This window comes from Stenotrophomonas bentonitica (assembly GCF_002887735.1).
Lineage (GTDB): Bacteria > Pseudomonadota > Gammaproteobacteria > Xanthomonadales > Xanthomonadaceae > Stenotrophomonas > Stenotrophomonas bentonitica_A.
In genome coordinates this window covers 320,036-339,115 of record NZ_PKQP01000004.1, presented here as the reverse complement: position 1 = coordinate 339,115, position 19,080 = coordinate 320,036, and the positions used below count along the sequence as shown (strand labels likewise).

22 protein-coding genes and 1 tRNA gene are annotated in these 19,080 nt (G+C 67.7%); 5 read left to right on the top strand and 18 right to left on the bottom strand.

What is annotated here, in order from left to right; translation table 11 throughout:
* Positions 1-25: 25 nt before the first annotated feature.
* Together C0R07_RS10615 and C0R07_RS10610 are read right to left on the bottom strand one after the other, a co-directional pair.
* On the bottom strand, positions 26-355 hold the full coding sequence (locus C0R07_RS10615; protein ID WP_019185526.1) for a hypothetical protein: 330 nt from the start codon (positions 353-355) through the stop codon (positions 26-28).
* Between the two features lie 169 nt (positions 356-524).
* Positions 525-1,814 carry a tryptophan--tRNA ligase gene (locus tag C0R07_RS10610; protein ID WP_102788861.1) on the bottom strand — a complete coding sequence of 430 codons (1,290 nt, stop codon included), beginning with the start codon at positions 1,812-1,814 and terminating at the stop codon, positions 525-527.
* Positions 1,815-1,921: 107 nt separating this feature from the next.
* Here C0R07_RS10610 and C0R07_RS10605 point away from each other — a divergent pair, with 107 nt between their 5' ends.
* The gene (locus C0R07_RS10605) at positions 1,922-2,722 is read left to right on the top strand and encodes a hypothetical protein (protein WP_102788860.1); all 801 of its coding nucleotides are present in this window, start codon (positions 1,922-1,924) and stop codon (positions 2,720-2,722) included.
* Positions 2,723-2,812: 90 nt separating this feature from the next.
* Here C0R07_RS10605 and C0R07_RS10600 read toward each other — a convergent pair whose 3' ends face one another.
* From C0R07_RS10600 to birA, 7 genes are all read right to left on the bottom strand, one after another.
* Positions 2,813-3,034, bottom strand: coding sequence for a CsbD family protein (locus tag C0R07_RS10600; RefSeq protein ID WP_019185523.1), 222 nt, complete (start codon positions 3,032-3,034; stop codon positions 2,813-2,815).
* Between the two features lie 201 nt (positions 3,035-3,235).
* On the bottom strand, positions 3,236-3,373 hold the full coding sequence (locus C0R07_RS10595) for an entericidin A/B family lipoprotein (protein WP_019185522.1): 138 nt from the start codon (positions 3,371-3,373) through the stop codon (positions 3,236-3,238).
* Positions 3,374-3,564: 191 nt separating this feature from the next.
* The gene (gene rocF / locus C0R07_RS10590; RefSeq protein ID WP_102788859.1) at positions 3,565-4,485 is read right to left on the bottom strand and encodes an arginase; all 921 of its coding nucleotides are present in this window, start codon (positions 4,483-4,485) and stop codon (positions 3,565-3,567) included.
* A 93-nt stretch (positions 4,486-4,578) separates the two neighbouring features.
* Positions 4,579-4,654 (bottom strand) — tRNA-Thr (locus tag C0R07_RS10585).
* A gap of 40 nt (positions 4,655-4,694) precedes the next feature.
* Entirely contained in the window at positions 4,695-5,543 is an 849-nt protein-coding gene (locus C0R07_RS10580) for an SPOR domain-containing protein (RefSeq protein ID WP_102788858.1), read from the bottom strand.
* 9 nt (positions 5,544-5,552) lie between these two features.
* Positions 5,553-6,290 (bottom strand): type III pantothenate kinase, encoded by a 738-nt coding sequence (locus tag C0R07_RS10575; RefSeq protein ID WP_102788857.1) that lies wholly within the window; start codon positions 6,288-6,290, stop codon positions 5,553-5,555.
* A complete protein-coding gene (gene birA, locus C0R07_RS10570; RefSeq protein WP_167390356.1) occupies positions 6,287-7,252 on the bottom strand; it encodes a bifunctional biotin--[acetyl-CoA-carboxylase] ligase/biotin operon repressor BirA in 966 nt (321 codons plus the stop codon). Before birA ends, C0R07_RS10575 begins: the two co-directional genes overlap by 4 nt.
* A gap of 129 nt (positions 7,253-7,381) precedes the next feature.
* On the opposite strand from birA, the gene C0R07_RS10565 reads away from it, so the two are divergent.
* Positions 7,382-7,657 carry a hypothetical protein gene (locus tag C0R07_RS10565; protein ID WP_102788896.1) on the top strand — a complete coding sequence of 92 codons (276 nt, stop codon included), beginning with the start codon at positions 7,382-7,384 and terminating at the stop codon, positions 7,655-7,657.
* Positions 7,624-8,409: a zinc-dependent peptidase gene (locus C0R07_RS10560; protein WP_019185516.1), complete on the top strand. Its 786-nt coding sequence runs from the start codon at positions 7,624-7,626 to the stop codon at positions 8,407-8,409. The genes C0R07_RS10565 and C0R07_RS10560 overlap by 34 nt, the downstream gene beginning before the upstream one ends.
* A 116-nt stretch (positions 8,410-8,525) precedes the next feature.
* Here the strand turns inward: C0R07_RS10560 and C0R07_RS10555 are convergent, their stop codons facing one another.
* The 4 genes from C0R07_RS10555 to dusA form a co-directional block, all read right to left on the bottom strand.
* Complete coding sequence (locus tag C0R07_RS10555) at positions 8,526-9,950, bottom strand: ATP-binding protein (RefSeq protein ID WP_019185515.1); 1,425 nt, start codon at positions 9,948-9,950, stop codon at positions 8,526-8,528.
* A gap of 20 nt (positions 9,951-9,970) precedes the next feature.
* Complete coding sequence (locus C0R07_RS10550) at positions 9,971-10,654, bottom strand: response regulator transcription factor (RefSeq protein ID WP_019185514.1); 684 nt, start codon at positions 10,652-10,654, stop codon at positions 9,971-9,973.
* Positions 10,655-10,731: 77 nt separating this feature from the next.
* On the bottom strand, positions 10,732-11,100 hold the full coding sequence (locus C0R07_RS10545; protein ID WP_046272358.1) for a hypothetical protein: 369 nt from the start codon (positions 11,098-11,100) through the stop codon (positions 10,732-10,734).
* A gap of 212 nt (positions 11,101-11,312) precedes the next feature.
* Positions 11,313-12,329, bottom strand: coding sequence for a tRNA dihydrouridine(20/20a) synthase DusA (dusA, locus tag C0R07_RS10540; protein ID WP_102788855.1), 1,017 nt, complete (start codon positions 12,327-12,329; stop codon positions 11,313-11,315).
* 169 nt (positions 12,330-12,498) lie between these two features.
* On the opposite strand from dusA, the gene C0R07_RS10535 reads away from it, so the two are divergent.
* Positions 12,499-13,455, top strand: coding sequence for a cation diffusion facilitator family transporter (locus tag C0R07_RS10535; RefSeq protein ID WP_102788854.1), 957 nt, complete (start codon positions 12,499-12,501; stop codon positions 13,453-13,455).
* Positions 13,456-13,476: 21 nt separating this feature from the next.
* Here C0R07_RS10535 and C0R07_RS10530 read toward each other — a convergent pair whose 3' ends face one another.
* Positions 13,477-14,313: an AraC family transcriptional regulator gene (locus C0R07_RS10530; RefSeq protein WP_102788853.1), complete on the bottom strand. Its 837-nt coding sequence runs from the start codon at positions 14,311-14,313 to the stop codon at positions 13,477-13,479.
* 111 nt (positions 14,314-14,424) lie between these two features.
* On the opposite strand from C0R07_RS10530, the gene C0R07_RS10525 reads away from it, so the two are divergent.
* Entirely contained in the window at positions 14,425-14,850 is a 426-nt protein-coding gene (locus C0R07_RS10525; protein ID WP_070474379.1) for an organic hydroperoxide resistance protein, read from the top strand.
* Between the two features lie 186 nt (positions 14,851-15,036).
* On the opposite strand, the gene mmsB is transcribed toward C0R07_RS10525, so the two are convergent.
* The 4 genes from mmsB to C0R07_RS10505 are packed head-to-tail and all read right to left on the bottom strand — an operon-like array spanning position 15,037 to position 19,056.
* Complete coding sequence (gene mmsB / locus C0R07_RS10520; protein ID WP_046272315.1) at positions 15,037-15,927, bottom strand: 3-hydroxyisobutyrate dehydrogenase; 891 nt, start codon at positions 15,925-15,927, stop codon at positions 15,037-15,039.
* Positions 15,924-17,099, bottom strand: a complete 1,176-nt coding sequence (locus tag C0R07_RS10515; protein ID WP_102788852.1) for an enoyl-CoA hydratase/isomerase family protein — start codon at positions 17,097-17,099, stop codon at positions 15,924-15,926. Before C0R07_RS10515 ends, mmsB begins: the two co-directional genes overlap by 4 nt.
* Complete coding sequence (locus tag C0R07_RS10510; protein ID WP_102788851.1) at positions 17,096-17,893, bottom strand: enoyl-CoA hydratase; 798 nt, start codon at positions 17,891-17,893, stop codon at positions 17,096-17,098. The genes C0R07_RS10515 and C0R07_RS10510 overlap by 4 nt, the downstream gene beginning before the upstream one ends.
* Positions 17,890-19,056: an acyl-CoA dehydrogenase family protein gene (locus tag C0R07_RS10505; RefSeq protein ID WP_102788850.1), complete on the bottom strand. Its 1,167-nt coding sequence runs from the start codon at positions 19,054-19,056 to the stop codon at positions 17,890-17,892. Before C0R07_RS10505 ends, C0R07_RS10510 begins: the two co-directional genes overlap by 4 nt.
* Positions 19,057-19,080: the final 24 nt, after the last annotated feature.

Below are 19,080 nucleotides of genomic sequence, written 5' to 3'. Positions count from 1 at the left end.
ACGAAACGCCCCCATCTTACGTCGATCAGTGCAGCGGCTTCGATGCGGCTTTGGTCGCAGTCGCGCTCAGCAATGGCCCGCGCAGCAGCACCGCGGCCACCATCACCGCCAGGAAGGCACCGTAGGCATAGAGCACGGCCAGTACCTGCCGCCAGATTGGACCGGCATCGTTCTGGACCACGCCGATATGGTGGCCCCACAGCATCGCCAGGATGCTCAGCACGAAGGCCAGCACCAGCGCGGCGCCGTCGAACACGCGGCGCGCGGTGCCACGCGGCTGGCGGGGGAACAGCCAGTACAGCGTGCCCAGCAGCACGAACCAGGGCAGGAACAACAACAACGACAACCAGGCCATCGCAGTCTCCCGTGCAGGATCACGCCCCGCGGCGTGCAGGGGCATCATGCCATAGCGGTGGCACCGGCCAACGGCCGACGCCTGTGTGATGGCGCGGTCGCCTGGTTGCCGGCCAGCGGCCGGCACTACGTGGTGCTGCGGGTGGCTGGGTGTTGGCCAGCAGGCGGCGTTACTCGCGCAGTGCCTGCAGTGCGGCAAGCACGACATCCACCTCCGCCTCGACCTTGAACAATTCGCTCTGCAGCCCGTCACTATGCTCGGTCTGCTTGAGCACGCCGATCAGCTGGCCGGCGTCGCGCGGCGAATCAAAGCCCTCGCTCTGGATCAGCAGCGTGCCGTCACCGGCCTGCAGCTTGAAGTAGAAGCGGCCGTCCTTTTCGCGGTACTGCTTGAACAGCGGCGGTGCCGCGCGCGCAGCGCCGCTTTCCTCACTGGGTACATCACCGGCGGTGGACAGATCGCGCAGGCCAACCGCATGGCGCAGCTCCTTCAGCAGCGGCACGGCGAACTGCTCGCGCAGCTGCTGGCCACGACGGCGCAGCAGCGCCTCGATCTTCTCCGGCTCGGCCATCAGGGCGTCATAGCGTTCGCGCAGCGGGGTGATCTCGCTGTCGATCCGCTCGAACAGCTGCTGCTTGGCATCGCCCCAGCTGATGCCCTCGGCGAAGGCCTGCGCGAACGCAGCGGTCTGCTCCGGGGTGGCGAAGGCCTGGTACATCTGGAACAACGCCGAGCCTTCGGTGCTCTTGGGCTCACCCGGCGCGCGCGAATCGGTGAGGATCGAGAACACCAGCTTCTTCAACTCCGCGCGCGGGGCGAACAGCGGAATGGTGTTGTGGTAACTCTTGCTCATCTTGCGGCCGTCCAGGCCCGCCAGCGTAGCGACCTGCTCATCGATCACCACCTCCGGCAGCGGGAAGAACTCCTGGCCGTAGACGTGGTTGAAGCGCTGCGCGAAATCGCGCGCCATCTCGATGTGCTGGATCTGGTCGCGGCCGACCGGCACGCGGTTGGCCTTGAAGATCAGGATGTCGGCGGCCATCAGTACCGGGTACATGAACAGCCCCGCGCTGACCCCGGCATCGTCGTCGAGCTGCTCTTCGCGGTTCTTGTCCACGGCGGCCTTGTAGGCATGCGCGCGGTTGAGGATGCCCTTGCTGGCGATCACGGTCAGGAACCACATCAGCTCGGTGGTTTCCGGGATGTCGCTCTGCCGGTAGAACCACACCTTGTCCGGATCCAGCCCGCACGCCAGCCAGCTTGCCGCGATCTCCAGCGTGGAGCGCTGGGTGCGCTCGGGCTCCTGCGCCTTGATCAGGCTGTGCAGGTCGGCCAGGAAGAAGAAGCTCTCGATTTCCGAGGCCTGGCTGGCGGTGATCGCCGGACGGATGGCGCCGACGTAGTTGCCCAGGTGGGGCGTGCCGGAGGGGGTGATGCCGGTAAGGACGCGGGTAGTCATGGGGAATCAATGCGGACAGATGAACCGCCCCAGTTTACCTGCCCGCGCTCGACCCCGTTGGCCCGGCCCGTGCGTTTGATCGTGCACCTGCCCTGCGGAGCCCTGCCATGAAACGTTTGATCCTGCCCCTGCTTGCCGTGCTGGCCCTGTGCGGGTTCAAGCCGGCGCTGCCACTTCGTTACGACACCGGGCCGGTCCACCTGACGGTGATCGACCGCGACAGCGGCCAGGCCCTGACCCAGTACCGCCAGGACGGCCAGCGCTGGATCGCGGGCCAGCAGGGCCACCGTTACAGCGTGCGCCTGCGCAACGGCAGCGCCGAGCGCGTGCTGGTGGTGCTCTCGGTCGATGGCCTGAATGCCATCAGCGGCGAGGTGGCCGCGCCCCACCAGACCGGCTACGTGCTCAACCCGTGGCAGACCACCGACATCCATGGCTGGCGCAAATCCGCCGACGAGGTCGCCCAGTTCGTGTTCACCGATCCGGACCGCAGCTACGCCGGCCGCACCGGACGCCCGGCCAACATTGGCGTGATCGGCGTGGCCGTGTTCCGCGAGGCGGGGCGGGTGTCATGGGAAGCCGCCCCCGCCGTGGCCGACTCCGCCGATGCCAGGGCACGCCCACGGGCACGCTCCTCGACGACGGAGCGTGTGCGGGTGACCGGTTCCACCGCCCCGGCACCGCAACTGGGCACCGGCCACGGCCAGCGCGAGCCGTCGCGGGTGCGCAACACCGCGTTCGAACGCGACACGGCCTTTCCGACGCAGCAGGTGCAGGTGCGTTACGACAGCGAGCGCAATCTGGTGGCACGCGGGATCATTCCAAGGTCAAGCGCCCCGGTGCGCGACGAGCCCCAGGCCTTCCCGGGCCAATACGTGCCCGATCCCCCGCCGCAGCGCCGCCGCTGATCGCGAAGGTGCCCCACAGAAAACGGGCCGCTTTCGCGGCCCGTTCCGGTTTCAACCCCCGACGGCGGCGCCGTCGTCATGGATCACCACTCAGTGGTAATCCGGATAATCCTTGCGCATGGCCGCTTCGAAGTCGCGGACTTCGGTTTCAGCACGGTCGCGGGCCCAGCCATAGCGCTCCTGCAAGCGCCCTGCCAGGTACTCGGCATTGCCTTCGGCCACCTTGAAATCGTCGTCGGTCAGGTCGCCCCACTTGGCCTGCGCCTTGCCCTTGAGCTGCGTCCACTTGCCGGAAATGATGTCTTTGTTCATGGGTTCGCATCCTTGATTGCAACGGCCATCTCGCCGTGGGTCCAGAATGCGCGTGGTCGCGTTGCCGCGCGGTCAAGCAGCGATGAAACGCACGCTCACGAGCTTGAATGATTCACCACCGCACGCGTTGCGCCGCCATTTGGCGGACATGAAAAAGGCCGGGAAATCCCGGCCTTTTCCGTTGACGACTGATCGGTTGGATCAGTTGCCCTTGGCAGCGCCTTCGACCGTTTCACCGGCCTTCTGCACGTCCTTGCCGGCACCGGCAACGGTGTTGCAGCCGGACAGCATGGCCACCGAGAACATCGACAACAGCATCAGTGCGATAACACGCTTCATGGGGTTCTCCTGGTTGTTCAAATTCAATACCGAAATCCGGTCCCGCCTGTCAGAAGAGCACGCCAGCGCAGCTCCCCTTCCCGACCTGCAGTGCCGTGGGTTCAACCACACGGCGCCGCGTGAAGTGCAATCTGGCGGGAGAGGCGTGCAGCGGATGTGAATGCACGCAAATACGGTTCAGCCAGCCTTGCTCAATCGCGCATCAGCGTCGATTTTCCGAACAGGCTTTCGACCAGATCGACGGCCAGTTCGGCGGTGGCGTTGCGGTTGTCCAGCAGCGGATTCAGCTCGACGATGTCCAGCGAGCCCATGCGCCCGGTGTCGGCGATCATCTCCATCACCAGCTGCGCTTCGCGGTAGTTGACCCCGCCCGGCACCGTCGTGCCCACGCCCGGCGCGATGCTGGGGTCCAGGAAGTCCACGTCGAAGCTGACGTGCAGGTGCGTGTTGGCATCGATGCCGGCCAGCGCCGCCTCCATGGTGCGCTTCATGCCGGCTTCGTCGATGTAGCGCATGTCGTAGACATCCACCTGGTGCTGCTTGATCAGCCGCTTCTCTTCCTGGTCCACCGAGCGGATGCCGATCTGGTGCACCTGCTGCGGGCGGATCGCCGGGGCATCACCACCGAGGCGGGTCAGCGCGTCCGGGCCCAGCCCGCACAGGCAGGCCACCGGCATGCCGTGCACGTTGCCCGAGGGCGTGACCTCGCTGGTGTTGAAATCCGAATGCGCATCCAGCCACAGCACGCGCAGGTCCTTGCCCTGCTCGCGGCACCAGCGCGCGACCGCGGTGATCGAACCGATCCCCAGGCAGTGGTCGCCACCGAGCATGATCGGCATGCGGCCGGCCTGCAGTTCGGTGTAGGTCGCCTCCATCAGCGCGCGGTTCCAGGCCACCACCTCGTCCAGATGGCGGTAGCCCTGCGCCGGTGCCGTCCACGGGTTGCGCGGGCCGTCCAGGTTGCCGAGGTCGCGCACCTCCACGCCGCGCGCGGTGAGCGCGTCACCCAGGCCCGCGATGCGCAGGGCGTCCGGTCCCAGTCCTGCGCCACGGTGGCCGGCACCGATATCGGTGGGCACGCCAATCAGGGACACCGGGGAATACATCGCCATCGCTGTTGCCTCCATTGCAAAGAGGACCAGCATAGCCAGCGCGGCGTGATACGACTCGCGGCGCTGCAGCAGTCGTCATCGACTGTGCATCAATGGTGCCGGCACCCGGATTCGAACTGGGGACCTACCGCTTACAAGGCGGTTGCTCTACCAACTGAGCTATGCCGGCATGGGCATCGCGGCGGGAGGACCGTCGCGGAGCCGGGATTCTAGCGCAAGCGCGCGCATTCCAGCGAGCGTTGCTGGGCGGCACCGGTGCGCTGGCGGACCGCGGCGGCGCCGGTGCCATCGGCCAGGGTCGCATCCAGCCACCACTGTGCGCTGCCATCGCCCCCGCTGGCGACCATGGTCGCCTTGAAGCCGGCCGCGCTCAGGGCCGCCAGGCGGCGGTCCGCACCTTCCCGGTTGCGGTACTGGCCCAGCGCGATGGCATTGGCCTCTTCGCCCTGGGCAATGATGTAGTAATCACTCACCCCGGCCGCGACGATGCGTTTGACCGTGGCCTGCGCTTCTTCACGACTGGCAGCGGGCGGCAGCAGCACGCGGTAACGGGTGGCGCCGGCATCGGCGACCTCGCGCAGCCTGGCCCCACGCAGGGCTCCCCCGGCGCGTGACTGGGCGGCCTGGGCGGCAGCACGGTCTGCGAACGGCCCCAGGCTCACGCATTGGGCGGGCGTGGGGCTTGCGGTGATCGGAGCGGGTGTGGATGCCGGTACCGGAGCTGCCGCCACCGGGGCCGGTGCAGGCACGCTGGTGGCGGGCGCCGGTGCAGGCGTGTCAGCCACGGCGGCGGCTGGCTCGGCGATGGTCGGCGCGGCCGTGGGCACCGACGGCTGGGCCACCGGCGCGGAAGCGGGCGTGACGTCCTGCAGCGCCGGGGCGGCGTCCAGCGGCGTTGCGGCAGCCGGCGGCGCCTGCGTGGCCGGCAGCACTTCCAGCTGGGCCACACCGACCGGCGAAGCTGGCGGCGCGCTGACCGGTTCACCGCGCAGCAGCCACCACAGCGCGACACCGAGGTTGAGGATGACCAGGACGACGATCAGGGCACGGGTAAGCATCGGCTGATCCTAGCCTGCCGACGGCGGTTGGTGCACGGCCCAGCGGGCCAGCCCATCAAGCACCAGCGAGGGCTGGAACTCGGCATCGCCGAGCAGCGGCAGCAGCGCCGGTGCACCGCCCCCGTGCACCAGCAGATGCGGCAGCGCGCCGAGGCGTTCACCGCCTTGCATGCGGCTGCGTTCAATCAAGGCCACCGCCGCACCATCACAGCCGGAGGCCAGCGCATCGGCGGTGTCGTTGGCGAACTCACTGTAGTCACCGCCTGCGGCCGGCAACTGCACGGCGCGCGCATGCAGCGCTTCGCGCATGGTGGTCGGCGAGGCGGCAATGCGCCCGCCGTGATGCTGGCCATCGGCGTCGATCAGATCGATGGTGAGCGCGGTGCCCACTCCGGCGATCAGCACGGCCTGGCCACGCGCCGCCACGGCCAGCAGTGCCAGGTAACGGTCCACGCCGAAGCGGTTGGGGTCGGCGTAGGCGATCCGCACACCGGCGTATTCGGCCTCGGTACGCGCGACACGGACGTGGCGGAAGCGGGCCTGCAGCACATCCAGCATGGCGGCCGTCAGCGACGGCGCTGCGACGCTGGCGACATACGCGGTATCGCCCGAGGGCAGCGCCTCCAGTGCCAGCGCAGGCATTGCTTCGGCGCCATGCGGCCATGCCTGCACGTCACCGGCGCGCACGCCCTGCAGCGGCGCGAACTTGAAGCGCGAATTGCCCAGGTCAAACAACCAGTCGCTCATTGCGCCCTCACGCTGACTTCGCCCGCATGGAAAACCCGTTCGCTTCCGTCGATACGCACGCGCAGTGCTCCGTCGTCGGCCAGGCCCAGTGCCGTGCCGGCAAACAGGACGCCGCCTTCTTCCACCTGCACCTCGCGCCCGGCCAGGCTGTCCAGCGCGGCATAGCGGGCCAGGAACGGCGCCAGGCCCTGCTGCTCGAACGCGTCCAGTGCTGGCAGCAGCGCGGCCAGGATGCGCGCGACCACGGCATTGCGCGAGGTCTGTTCGCCACACAGCGTGTCCAGATCGGTCCAGGGCTGGGTGATCTCCGCCGCGAAGGTGGCCGGCATGCGTACGTTGACGCCAAGCCCGATCACGGCCCGCGCAGGGCCGGCGAATTCACCGCCGCCTTCGATCAGCAGGCCACCGAGTTTGTGGCCGTCGACGACCAGGTCATTCGGCCACTTCAGCGCGACACCGCCGAAGCCCGCCTCGCGCAGTGCTTCGGCCACCGCGACACCGGCGACCAGGCTGAGCCCGCCCAGCCGCGACAGGCCACCGGCAAAGCCGCGTAATACTGAGAGGTAGACATGCGCCGCCAACGGCGAGGCCCACACCCGCCCCCGCCGCCCGCGGCCACGGGTCTGGCGCTCGGCCAGGAGCACCACCACCCCGCGCTCCGGCGCGCTGCAGCGCAACAATTCACTGTTTGTTGACGCCACTGACCAGGCGATCTCCAGCGAGGCCAGTTCGGCGGACACCGGGCCCGGCAGCGCAGTCTGGATGGCACCGGCGTCCAGCAGGTCCAGCGGCTGCTGCAGCTGGTAGCCGTCACCGGCGCGGCCGTCGATATCGACCCCGGCGGCTCTAAGTCCTTGAATCCGCTTCCAAATCGCGGCGCGGGTCTGGCCCAGTTCGCGCGCCAGCGCGTCGCCGGACAGGCGCCCGGCGCCCAGTTTGGCCAGCAGTTGGCGGTCGTCCACGGCAGCTTCCATCGGGTAAACGGGAAAAGTATGCGGGAAAGCCGCCGCCAGCGCCCACCGGAGGCCTTCCAATCCCTTGGGCGAATCGGGCTAGAATCGAGAACTTGACCCGCCCTGTGGATGTTGACGATGCGCCCGCTCGCCCATTGCCTGCTCCTCCTGATGGCCCCGCTGGCCGCGCACGCTTCCGATGCGCTCACCACGGCGGGCCGCGGCGCGTGTGTCTATTCGGGCAGCGAGAACGAGCGCAGTGCGCCCGCGTCGGCCTCGGCGGCCGCCGCCCCGGCGACCGTCAAGCCCAGCGCCAGCAGCGGTACCAGCACCGGCGGCGGTGGCGATGACGACGTACTGCCGCGCCTGCGTGCGCCGAAATGGCACAGCTTCCTGCCGGGTATGTTCCGCTGATCGAACGACTGTTGGGCTGGCTGCGCCGCACGCCACGCGAGATCGACCCCACCCTCTGGGACCGCACGTGCCGCCGCGCCGCGTGGCTGCAGCAGCTGGACCCAGCCCGCCGCGAGCGCCTGCGCGCCCTCGCCGCCCGCTTCCTCCACGAGAAGACGATCAGCCCGGCCGCCGAACTGCAGCTCGATGAGGCCGACGGCGTGCTGTTGGCCGCGCTGTGCTGCCTGCCGTTGCTGGAACTGGGCGAAATCGGCCTGCGTGGCTGGTCGCAGCTGATCGTCTATCCCGACGCGTTCCGCGTGCACCGCAGCCATGTGGATGCCGCCGGCGTGCTGCACGAATGGGACGACGCACTGATCGGCGAATCCTGGGACAGCGGTCCGCTGATTCTCTCCTGGGCCGACATCCAGGCCGACATCGCCGATCCCGAAGCCGGGTTCTGCGTGGCGGTGCATGAGATGGCGCACAAGATCGATGCGCTGGACGGGGCGATCGACGGCACGCCGCCGTTGCCGCGGGCGTGGCAAACGCAATGGGCAGCGGATTTCCAGCAGGCCTACGACACGTTCTGCGCCGAGGTGGACAGCGGTCGGCAGACGTTGATCGACCCCTACGCGTCCGAGGCGCCGGAAGAATTCTTCGCGGTGGTCAGCGAGTACCACTTCTCCGCACCGGCGCTGCTGGCGCGTGAGATGCCGGCGGTGGCCGGGCATCTGCAGCGGTTCTATGGACCGTCACCGCTGATGCGGTGAGGCGCGCCACGACCAACGGTCGTGGGCCACCAGCGCCTTGGAAATGCCGGGCGATCCAGATCGATGATGCACCCTGCAGACCACGGGTAGGTACTGACCGCTGGTCGGTACAGCCTTTACGGCCCCGGCGGCAGCTTCACTTCAAAGCGCGCGCCACCCAGTTCCGGCGAACGCGTCACCTGCAGTTCGCCACGGTAATCCTTGATCAGGTCCTGCACGATCGACAGGCCGATGCCGTGGCCCTGCACGCGCTCATCGCCACGCACGCCACGCTGCAGCACCTTGGCGATGTCTTCCGGTGCGATGCCCGGGCCATCATCGTCCACCGAAAGCACCAGGCCTGCGCGACGCGCACCGGGCGCCGGCAACGGATGCGCGGTCAGCAGCACGCGACGCTTGGCCCACTTGAAGGCGTTCTCCAGCAGGTTGCCGAGCAGCTCCTGCAGGTCACCAGGCTCGCCATGGAAACGCGCGGCCGGATCGATGTCGAATTCGCACAGCACGCCCTTCGAGGCATACACCTTCTCCAGGCCACGCACGATCTCTTCGGCGTTGGACTCGATCGGCAACGGCGCGGAGAACAGCTTGTGGCCGGACGACGCCGCGCGCGCCAGCTGGTAGGACACCAGGTTGTTCATGCGCCGCAGCTGCACGTCGAATTCTTCGCGCAGATCCTCATCGCGTGCGCCACTGTCGAGCTGCGTGCGCAACACCGCGAGCGGTGTCTTCAGGCTGTGCGCGAGATCGGCCAGGGTGTTGCGCTGGCGCTCGAGGTTTTCGCGCTCGCTCTCGATGAAGGCGTTGATGCTGTCGGTCAGCGGCTCCAGCTCGCGCGGATGCCGTTCGCTCATGCGCTCGGTTTCACCGCGCTGGACCTTGGTCAGTTCGTTGATCACGCGCCGCATCGGGCGCAGGCTCCATTGCAGAATCACGGTCTGCAGCAACAGCAGGATCAGACCGATGCCACCCAGGTAGAACCACACCCGCCCGCGGAACACGCGCAGCTGCGCGCCGAGCGCGCGCGAGTCTTCGAGCACGTAGATCGTGTACGGGAATTCGGTGGCCGGGTCGGCGTCGGCATCCCAGACCAGGCCCATGCCATAGCGGTAGGCCGAGCCCTCGCTGCCGTCGATCTGGATCATCGGCAACGGGCCTTCGAAGACTTCCTGGCGCGGGGCCAGCATGCCGCCGCCCACGGTAGGAAGCATCGGGCCTTCGGCGGACATGGAGTTGCCCTTGCCGTCGGGCATCACGACCTGCAGATAGAGGCCGCTGCCGGGAACATCAAAGCGCGGATCCGGCGGCTGCTCGCGGATGTACAGCGAGCGGTCGCGGGTGAAGTCGATGCCGGCCGCGTAGGCGGTGGCGTAGTTCTTGAGGCGCTCGCGCAGGTTGGCCTTCGCGGTATCGGCGAAGGCGGCGTCCAGCGCGTAGCCGGCCAGGGCCAGGAAGGCCACCAGGCCCACCGAGGCGGCCAGCAGCTGGCGCGCCTGCAGTGAGCGCGGCCGCCAGCGTTTAAAGAACCACAGACGGCCGGACATCATCTATCGCCAGCCGCAGCTCAGCCTTCGTTGCGCGGAATGGCGAAGCGGTAACCGCGGCCACGCACGGTTTCGATCGGCTTGAGTTCGCCGTCGGCATCGAGCTTCTTGCGCAGGCGGCCGATGAAGACCTCCAGCACGTTCGAGTCGCGGTCGAAATCCTGCTGGTAGATGTGTTCGGTGAGGTCGGCCTTGGAGACCAGTTCACCGGCATGCATCATCAGATACTCGAGCACTTTGTACTCGTAGCTGGTGAGGTCCACATTGCTGCCGTTGACGCTGACCGTCTGCGCGGCAAGATCCAGCGCGACCGGGCCGCATTCCAGCGTCGGCTTGCTCCAGCCGGCGGCGCGGCGCAGCAGCGCATTGACGCGGGCCAGCAGCTCTTCCACGTGGAACGGCTTGACCAGGTAATCGTCGGCGCCCTGCTTGAGGCCCTCGACCTTGTCCTGCCAGCTTGAGCGCGCGGTCAGGATGAGCACGGGGAACTTCTTGCCCTCGTCGCGCAGCGCCTTGATCAGTTCCATGCCCGACATCTTGGGCAGGCCCAGATCGATGATGCCGACGTCGAACGGTACTTCGCGGCCCATGTACAGACCTTCCTCTCCGTCCTGCGCAGCATCGACGGCAAAGCCTTCGCGCTTGAGCCGGGCTGCCAGTGTTTCCCGCAGCGGGGCTTCGTCTTCGACCAGAAGGATACGCATGAACTCTCCCTAGTGTCCTGGGTATGGCCCCATGGGGCCAGTGGGTAATGCAGATGACTGCGGACAACTATCCCTGTTCAGGGGTTATCGCCGCGTAGTGATGACATATCCGAGCGCGGCGTGCGGGGCTGTGAACGCGATGTCGCCGGATCGTCCATATAGCGGACGCGACCGCGATCATCCATGTACTTCACCCGGTTGATATCGCGCCCATCGAAGGGCACGCGCTCGGCACCGAGGATGTGTCCACCGGTAGTACGTTGCACCCGACGCACCGCGTCGGACAGCGAGCGCTCCTGCGGGCCACCACGTTCGGCCGTGCGCATCATTTCGGCACGGGCCGCTTCGGGCGGTGGCATCTGTGCCCACGCACTGCTGGAGGCAGCGGCGCCCGTCGCCAACAGGGCGAAGGCGGCAATGCGGCGGTGGCGGGTCACGGAGAACATCGGTCTGATCCTAGCGGAGCGCGGCTAAACGTTCAAAAGTTGTGAATCGGCAACCGCCAGCCTGGGCCGGCGCTTTACGAATCTTTAGCGAATTCTTGGTTTTAGCCAGTGAATCCGATCTGAACTTTTCCTGCCGCCTCCCCGTGCCGTTCATATAAGTGAACATTGGCGGTCAAAGCGGGATGCTTGTCAAGCCGACAAGGTGACGCGGCTCACGCGGCGACGCGTTCGGCCTGCGCCCGGGTCACTGCCAGTGCCTGCTCGATCAGGCTCCAGTCGGCCCCGACCCGGTGCGAGCCCTCGCTCAGGATCTGGCGGAAAGCGCGCCCACCTGGCTGCCCATGGAACAGGCCCAGCAGGTGGCGGGTGATGTGCTTGAGGGCCAGCCCGCTGGCCAGCCGGGCCTCGATGTAGGGCTGCATCGCGCGCAGCAGGGCTTCGCGAGGTTGCAGCGCGGCGCCGGTCTGGGCGGCCTCGAGCTGATGCAGCACGTAGGGATCGTGGTAGGCCGCACGGCCCAGCATCACCCCGTCCAGGGCCGGCAGCTGGGCCTGCGCCGCCTCGATCGTGGCCAAGCCGCCGTTGAGGACGATCTGCAGCTGCGGGCGGTCGGTCTTGAGGCGGTGCGCCCAGTCGTACCGCAGCGGCGGCACTTCGCGGTTTTCCTTGGGCGACAGGCCCTTCAGCCACGCGTTGCGGGCATGTACCACGAACATCGCGCTGCCGGCGTTGGCCGACTGATCGACGAAGTTGAAGAAGTTTTCGTAGTCGTTGTCGTCATCCACGCCCAAGCGGCATTTCACCGTGACCGGAATGTCCACCGCGGCAACCATCGCGCCCACGCACTCGGCGACCAGCGCCGGTTCGCGCATCAGGCAGGCACCGAAGCGGCCGGCCTGCACGCGGTCGGACGGGCAGCCGCAGTTGAGGTTGACCTCGTCGTAGCCCCATTCCTGCGCGATACACGCAGCCTGGGCCAGCAGGGCCGGATCGCTGCCGCCCAGTTGCAGGGCCAGCGGATGCTCGCTGCCGTCGAAGCCGAGCAGGCGCTCGCGGTCGCCATGGATCACGGCGTTGGCGTGCACCATCTCGGTGTACAGCCGTGCGCCCGGTGCCAGCAACCGATGGAAGTACCGGCAGTGGCGGTCCGTCCAGTCCATCATCGGGGCGACGGACAGGCGCAGGGAGGCGGCGTAACGCGCGGCGGCGTCGGTGATCGGCTGGGTCATGGGGCGCGGGGCTGTCTGAATTCACTGGCAATGCCAGCGCAATCAATAGTTTACCCCCTTCCCATGAACGCTGCCCGAGGGTGCAGCCGGCGGCCGGATCGCGCGCGGAGTACCCGCCTGCAACGACGGCGGTAGACAATGCAGCCCTGCACGTCCCTCCCAAGCATCCATGCCCGCGCTCCGTCTGCCCAGCTTCGACCCCACCACCGAGCAAGGCGTCCTGCGCCTGTCGATCGCCGCCTCCCTGGCGATGGCCGCCGCGGCCGTGGCGTTCGGCCTGTTGGCCAACTCCTCGCTGATCATCTTCGACGGCATCTACGGCCTGATCGACGTGGTGATGACCTGGCTGTCGCTGCTGGTGGTGCGCCTGATCAGCCTGTCGACCCACGTCGATACCCTGCAGTCGCGCTTGAACCAGCGCTTCACCATGGGCTTCTGGCATCTGGAACCGATCGTGCTCGGGGTCAGCGGGACGTTGATGATCGGCGCGGCGCTGTACGCGGCGGTCAACGCGGTGGACGCCCTGATGTCCGGCGGGCGCGAGATCGCGCTCGGGCCGGCGATCCTGTTCGCGGTGATCTCGATCGTGGCCGAAACCGGGCTGGCACTGTTCGTACGCCGGGCGAACCGGTCGATCGGCTCGGACTTCATCGCACTCGATGCCAAGAACTGGGTGGTCGCGGCGAGCATGTCGGCGGCGTATCTGGTCGCCTTCGTCGGCGGCTATGTGCTGGGTGGCACGCAGTGGGCGTGGCTGGTGCCGTACATCGATCCGGCGATCCTGCTGGTGGTCTGCCTGTTTGTGGTCGTGGCGCCGATGGGCACGGTGCGCCAGGCGTTGTCGGACATCCTGCTGATCACCCCGCTGGATCTGCAGACCCACGTGGACGAGGTGGCGCGCGATATCGTGGCCAGGCACGGTTTCCTGGAATACCGCAGCTACGTGGCCAAGGTCGGGCGCGGTGAGCAGATCGAGCTGTTCTTCGTGGTGCGCGCCGATGATCCACCGCGGGCGCTGATCGAATGGGATCGCCTGCGCGATGAGATCGGCGAAGCGCTGGGTGAGGAGTCGCCGGACCGCTGGCTGACGATCATGTTCACGACGGATCGGGAGTGGGCGATCTGAGCGACGTCGGCGTGCATCGCGTTATCGTTCGGTGGCCACACTGCCCTGTTTCCACTGCCGCGGCGACTGCCCGGTCTGCGCCTTGAACGCGCGCGACAACGCCGCTTCGCTGCCGTAGCCCACATCGATGGCGATGCGCTTGAGCGGCTGGCCGCGGCGCAGCGCCTGCTGCACCAGGCGGGTGCGCCAGCCCTGCAGGTAATGACCGGGCGTACTGCCGATGGTGTCGCGGAAGCTGTCGGCGAAGGCGCTGCGTGACATGCCGGCGCGCTGCGCGAGCGACTCCAGCGTCCACTCGTCGGCGGGCGCTTCATGCATCGCCACCAGCGCGTGGCGCAGACGCGGATGGGCCATGCCGGCGAGCAGGCCGACGCGGATCTGGCCACTCTCCATCAGCGCGCGCAGGATCTGGATCAGCACCACTTCAAACAGACGATCCAGCAGCGCCTGGCGGCCGCAGCGCTGCGCGAAGGCTTCTTCGAACAGCAGTGACAGCACCGGCTGGCCGCCGTACAAGCCCTCCAGCGGCAGGCACACGATCGGCGGCAGCGCAGCGGCGACCGGGTTGTTGGCGCCCCCTTCGAACTGCAGGTTGGCGCACGCGAAATCCGCGCCCCGCGTGGCATCGGTGACGAAGCGGTGCGCGAGCGGGCGCGGGTACAGCAGTACGCTGGGCGTGGTGATCTGCAGCACGCTGCCGTCCGGATGCTCGACGCGCACATCGCCCTCGCGGATCAGATTCAGTTGGCCACGCTCGCCATCGCCCGGCAGATCGTTGATGCCGCATAGCGCGCCGGCGTGGAACACCTCGGCCGACACCGCGAAGCGGTCCAGCAGGGATTGCAGTCGATCGACCATTGGCGGACTCCAGATCAAGTTTTCTGGACGAAATGTTGCCATAAGTACGACTCAGGCGCGCAAAGTACACCTGCCATCTGGCCCACCCCTTTCACTCCGCAGGAGATTCCCATGCCCATTGCCAACGTTCTGTACACCGCCCAGGCCACTGCCAACGGCGGCCGCGACGGCCGCGCCGTCTCTTCCGACAACGTGCTGGACATCCAGCTCTCCACCCCGCGCGAGCTGGGCGGTGCGGGCGGCCCGGGCACCAACCCGGAGCAGCTGTTCGCCGCCGGTTACTCGGCCTGCTTCCTGGGCGCGCTGAAGTATGTGGCCGGTCAGGCCAAGGTCGCTCTGCCGGCTGAAACGCAGATCACCGGCAAGGTCGGCATCGGCCAGATCCCGACCGGCTTCGGCATCGAAGTGGCGCTGGAGATTTCGGTTCCGGGCCTGCCGCGCGAGCAGGTCGAAGAACTGGTGCAGAAGGCCCACATCGTGTGCCCGTACTCCAACGCGACCCGCGGCAACATCGACGTGACGCTGACGGTGGTCTGAAAAAAAATGGGCGGCTGCCTGACTTGATCGTCTGGCAACCGCCCATCCCACCGCGGTGGATCCCGTGGGCGTACCCATGGGATGCATCTTGTTCTGTTGCAAAGACCAACGGTCGTTGCCTACCGGTGAAGCCGGATGTCGCCGGTGTCGATAGTGACGTTGCCGGCCAGCGGCCGGCACTACCCACTATTTGTCGTGCGTGATCAGCTGCACCACGCTGGAGAAATCCAGCTTGCCGCGACCGGCCTGGTGATTCATCGAATACAGGTTGCGGGCCAGCTCGCCCAGCGGGATCGAGGCGCCGACACTCATCGCCGCTTCCACTGCCAGGCCCATGTCCTTGAGCATCAGGTCGCTGCCGAAGCCGCCGCTGTAGCCGCGCGAGGCCGGGGCGTTTTCGAGCACGCCGGGCCACGGGTTGCACACTTCGGTCGCCCAGCTGCGGCCCGTACTGACCGCCATCATCTGCGAGAGCACCTTCGGGTCTAGCCCGTGCGCGACGCCCAGCGCGATCGACTCACCGGTCACCGCCATGATCACGCCCAGCGCCATGTTGTTGCACAGCTTGGCGACCTGGCCGGCACCGCTGGCGCCGACATGGAAGATGTTCTTGCCCATCGCCTGCAGCAGCGGGCGCGCGCGCTCCAGTGCCTCGGCTTCGCCACCGACGATGAAGGTCAGGGTGCCGGCCTGGGCACCGGCAGTGCCGCCGGAGACCGGTGCGTCCAGCATCTGCAGGCCGCGCGCGGCAGCGGCTTCGGCGACCTTGCGGGCGGTGGCCGGCGCGATGGTGCTGCAGTCGATGACCAGCGCGCCGCCGGGGATGTCGGCCAGCAGGCCGTCGTCACCCAGGTAGACGCCTTCAACGTGGCGGCTGGCCGGCAGCATCGAGATGACGATCTCGGCCCCGGTCAGCGTATCCAGTGCCGAGCTGGCGGCGGTGGCGCCGGCATCGACGGCGGCCTGCACGGCGGCGGGCACCAGGTCGAACACCCGCACCGCGTGACCGGCCTTGGCCAGGTTGGCGGCCATCGGGCCACCCATGTTGCCCAACCCGATGAATGCAATACGGCTCATGCGCGGCTCCTTTCAGGGACGGTGGCACCGAGGTCGGCCAGCGGATGCGCGGCATCCGACCACGGCGAAACGAAGAAGGTGCGGGCCCACTCGGCCGTGGCTTCGGCCAGCGTGCGCGGCTGCCACTGCGGGGTGCGGTCCTTGTCGATCAGCAACGCGCGGATGCCTTCGGCGAAGTCGCCGTGGCCGGCCGCATGCAGTGCTGCGATGTATTCGATGCGGTATACCTCGGCCAGCGAAGCGCCCTCGGCCAGGTGCTGCAGCTCGAACGCGAGCCGCGCCGAGCCGGGCGCACCGGCGGCAAGTGTGGCTTTCGCAGTGCTCAGCCAGGCATCGTCCGTTTCCAGCGCAAGAATCGCCTCGACGATCGCACCAACGTCGTCACCGGCGCACAGCGCGTCCACGGTGGTGGCATTGCGCAGCAGCGGACCGGTGGCCGCATCGCTGGCGTGTTGCTGCAGCAGTGCGGTCAGTTGTTCGTGGTTGCGCTTGGCCTCGCGGCTCCAGTGCACGTCCGCCAGCGCATTGAACACGGTCTCGCGCTGCGCCTCGGCGATGTGGATATCCGCCAGCCCGGCGTAGATCGCATCGCCGGCGTTGAGCGGTGCACCGGTCAGGGCCAGGAACAGGCCGCCGTGGCCGGGTACGCGCGGCAGCAGCCAGCTGCCGCCCACGTCCGGGAACAGGCCCACGGTGATCTCCGGGAACGCCAGCCTGGAGCGCTCGCTGACCACGCGGTGGCTGGCGCCGGACATCAGGCCGATGCCACCGCCCATGACGATGCCATGGCCCCAGCACAGGATCGGCTTGGGATAGGTGTGGATCGCGTAGTCGACGCGGTACTCGACGTCGAAGAATTCCGCTGCGTAGGCGTTGTCGCGGATGTCGGTCTTCCCGCCCTCGCGGTAGTCGACCATGCTGCGGTACAGGCTGTGCAGATCGCCGCCGGCGCAGAAGGCCTTTTCGCCGGCGCCCTGCAGCACCACCAGCGCGATGCCGTCATCAACGGCCCAGGCATCCAGCCGCTCGCGCAGCAGATGCGCCATCGGCAGCGAGAACCCGTTGAGCGTGCGCGGGGCATTGAGCGTGGCGATGCCGATGCGCGTGCCGTTGGCGGCGGCGCGCTCTTCGAACAGCACCGGCGCCTCGTCGTTGACGACGGCGGTGCTCATGCGTTCTTCCACTGCGCGGCACGCTTTTCCAGGAAGGCGTTCACGCCTTCGGCCTGGTCGGCGCTGTCGAACAGATCAACGAAGGCCTCGCGCTCGGCCACCAGCGCCGAGGCGTGGGTGCCGGTGCGGGTGGCCTGCACCAGCGTCTTGCAGGCGGCGATGCTGGTCGGGCTCTGCTTGCCCGCCTTGTGCGCCCACGCCAGGGCCAGTGCCTTGGCCTCGCCCTTGCCCACCTTTTCTTCCACCAGGCCGATACGCAGTGCGGTGTCCGCATCGATGCGCTCGCCCAGCAGGATCATGCGCTTGGCCCAGCCTTCGCCCACCAGGCGCGGCAGGTTCTGGGTGCCGCCGGCGCACGGCAGCAGGCCGACGGTGGCCTCCGGCAGCGCCACCTGGGCGTGTTCTTCGATGATGCGCAGGTCGCAGGCCAGCGCGCATTCCAGACCGCCGCCCATCGCGTAGCCGTTGATCGCCGCGATGGAGACACCACGGAAACCGGACAGCGCTTCAAAGGCTTCGCCGAAGCGACGTGCCGCTTCACGTGCGGCGGCCTTGTCGCCGGAGGCGAACTGCTTGAGGTCGGCACCGGCGGAGAAAAACTTCTCGCCATCGCCGGTGATCACCAGCGCGTAGATATCGCGGTCCGCATTGAGCGCGCCGACCAGATCGCGCAGCGCCGAGAGGCTGTGCACGGTCCAGGTATGCGCGGGCGGGTTGTCGAGGGTGATGACCGCGACGTGGCCATCGGCCTCGACCTTCAGGCCGACGTGATCATGCTGGCGCCACTCCATCATCGCAGTTCCTCTTCAGTGTTGAGCAGGTGGCGGGCCACGATCACACGCATGATCTCGTTGGTGCCCTCCAGGATCTGGTGCACGCGCGAATCGCGCAGCAGCCGTTCGATCGGGTATTCACGGATGTAGCCGTAGCCGCCGTGGATCTGCAGCGCATCGTTGCAGATGTTGAAGCCGGCATCGGTGGCGAAGCGCTTGGCCATCGCGCACCACACGTTGGCATCGCTGGCGCCGGCGTCGAGCTTGCGCGCGGCGGTGTGCACCATCTGCCGTGCGGCGACCAGCTGGGTGGCCATGTCGGCCAGCTTGAACTGCAGCGCCTGGAACTCCGACAGCGCCTTGCCGAACTGGCGGCGCTCGCCCATATAGCGGCGGGCGGCATCCACGGCGCCTTGGGCCGCACCCAGCGAGCACGCGGCGATGTTGATGCGGCCGCCGTCCAGGCCCTTCATGGCCAGCTTGAAGCCACTGCCTTCCTCGCCGAGCATATGGCTGACCGGCACGCGCACGTTCTCGAAGGTGATGCCACGGGTCGGCTGGCTGTTCCAGCCCATCTTCTCTTCCTTGCGGCCGTAGCTGATGCCCGGCAGGTCGGCCGGCACCGCGATCGCGCTGATGCCACCTGCACCGGCGCCGCCGGTGCGCGCCATCACCACCAGCAGTTCGGTGGCACCGGCGCCGGAGATGAAGGCCTTGGAGCCGTTGAGTACGTAGTCGTCGCCGTCACGCACCGCGCTGGTCTTCAGCGAGGCCGCATCCGAACCGGCACCCGGTTCGGTCAGGCAATACGATGCCAGCTTGGTGCCGGACGAGAGGTCTGCACCCCACGCGGCACGCAGGCTCTCCTGGCCCCACTTGGCCACCATCCACGAGGCCATGTTGTGGATGCTGACATAGGCCGCCGTGGACGGATCCACATTGGCGAGCTCCTCGATGACGACGGCGGCGTCCAGACGGCTCAAGCCGCTGCCACCGACCTCGGGATCCATGTACAAACCACAGAACCCGAGTTCCCCTGCCTTGGCGATCGCCTCGCGCGGAAAGATGCCCTCCGCATCCCATCGCGCGGCGTGCGGCGCCAGTTCGGCCTGGGCGAAGTCACGCGCTGCCTCTCTATAGGCCTGCTGCGCTTCGTCGAGTTCCGTCGTCATCGAGTGGCTCATGGTCGAACTCCGTTGTTGCGGTTG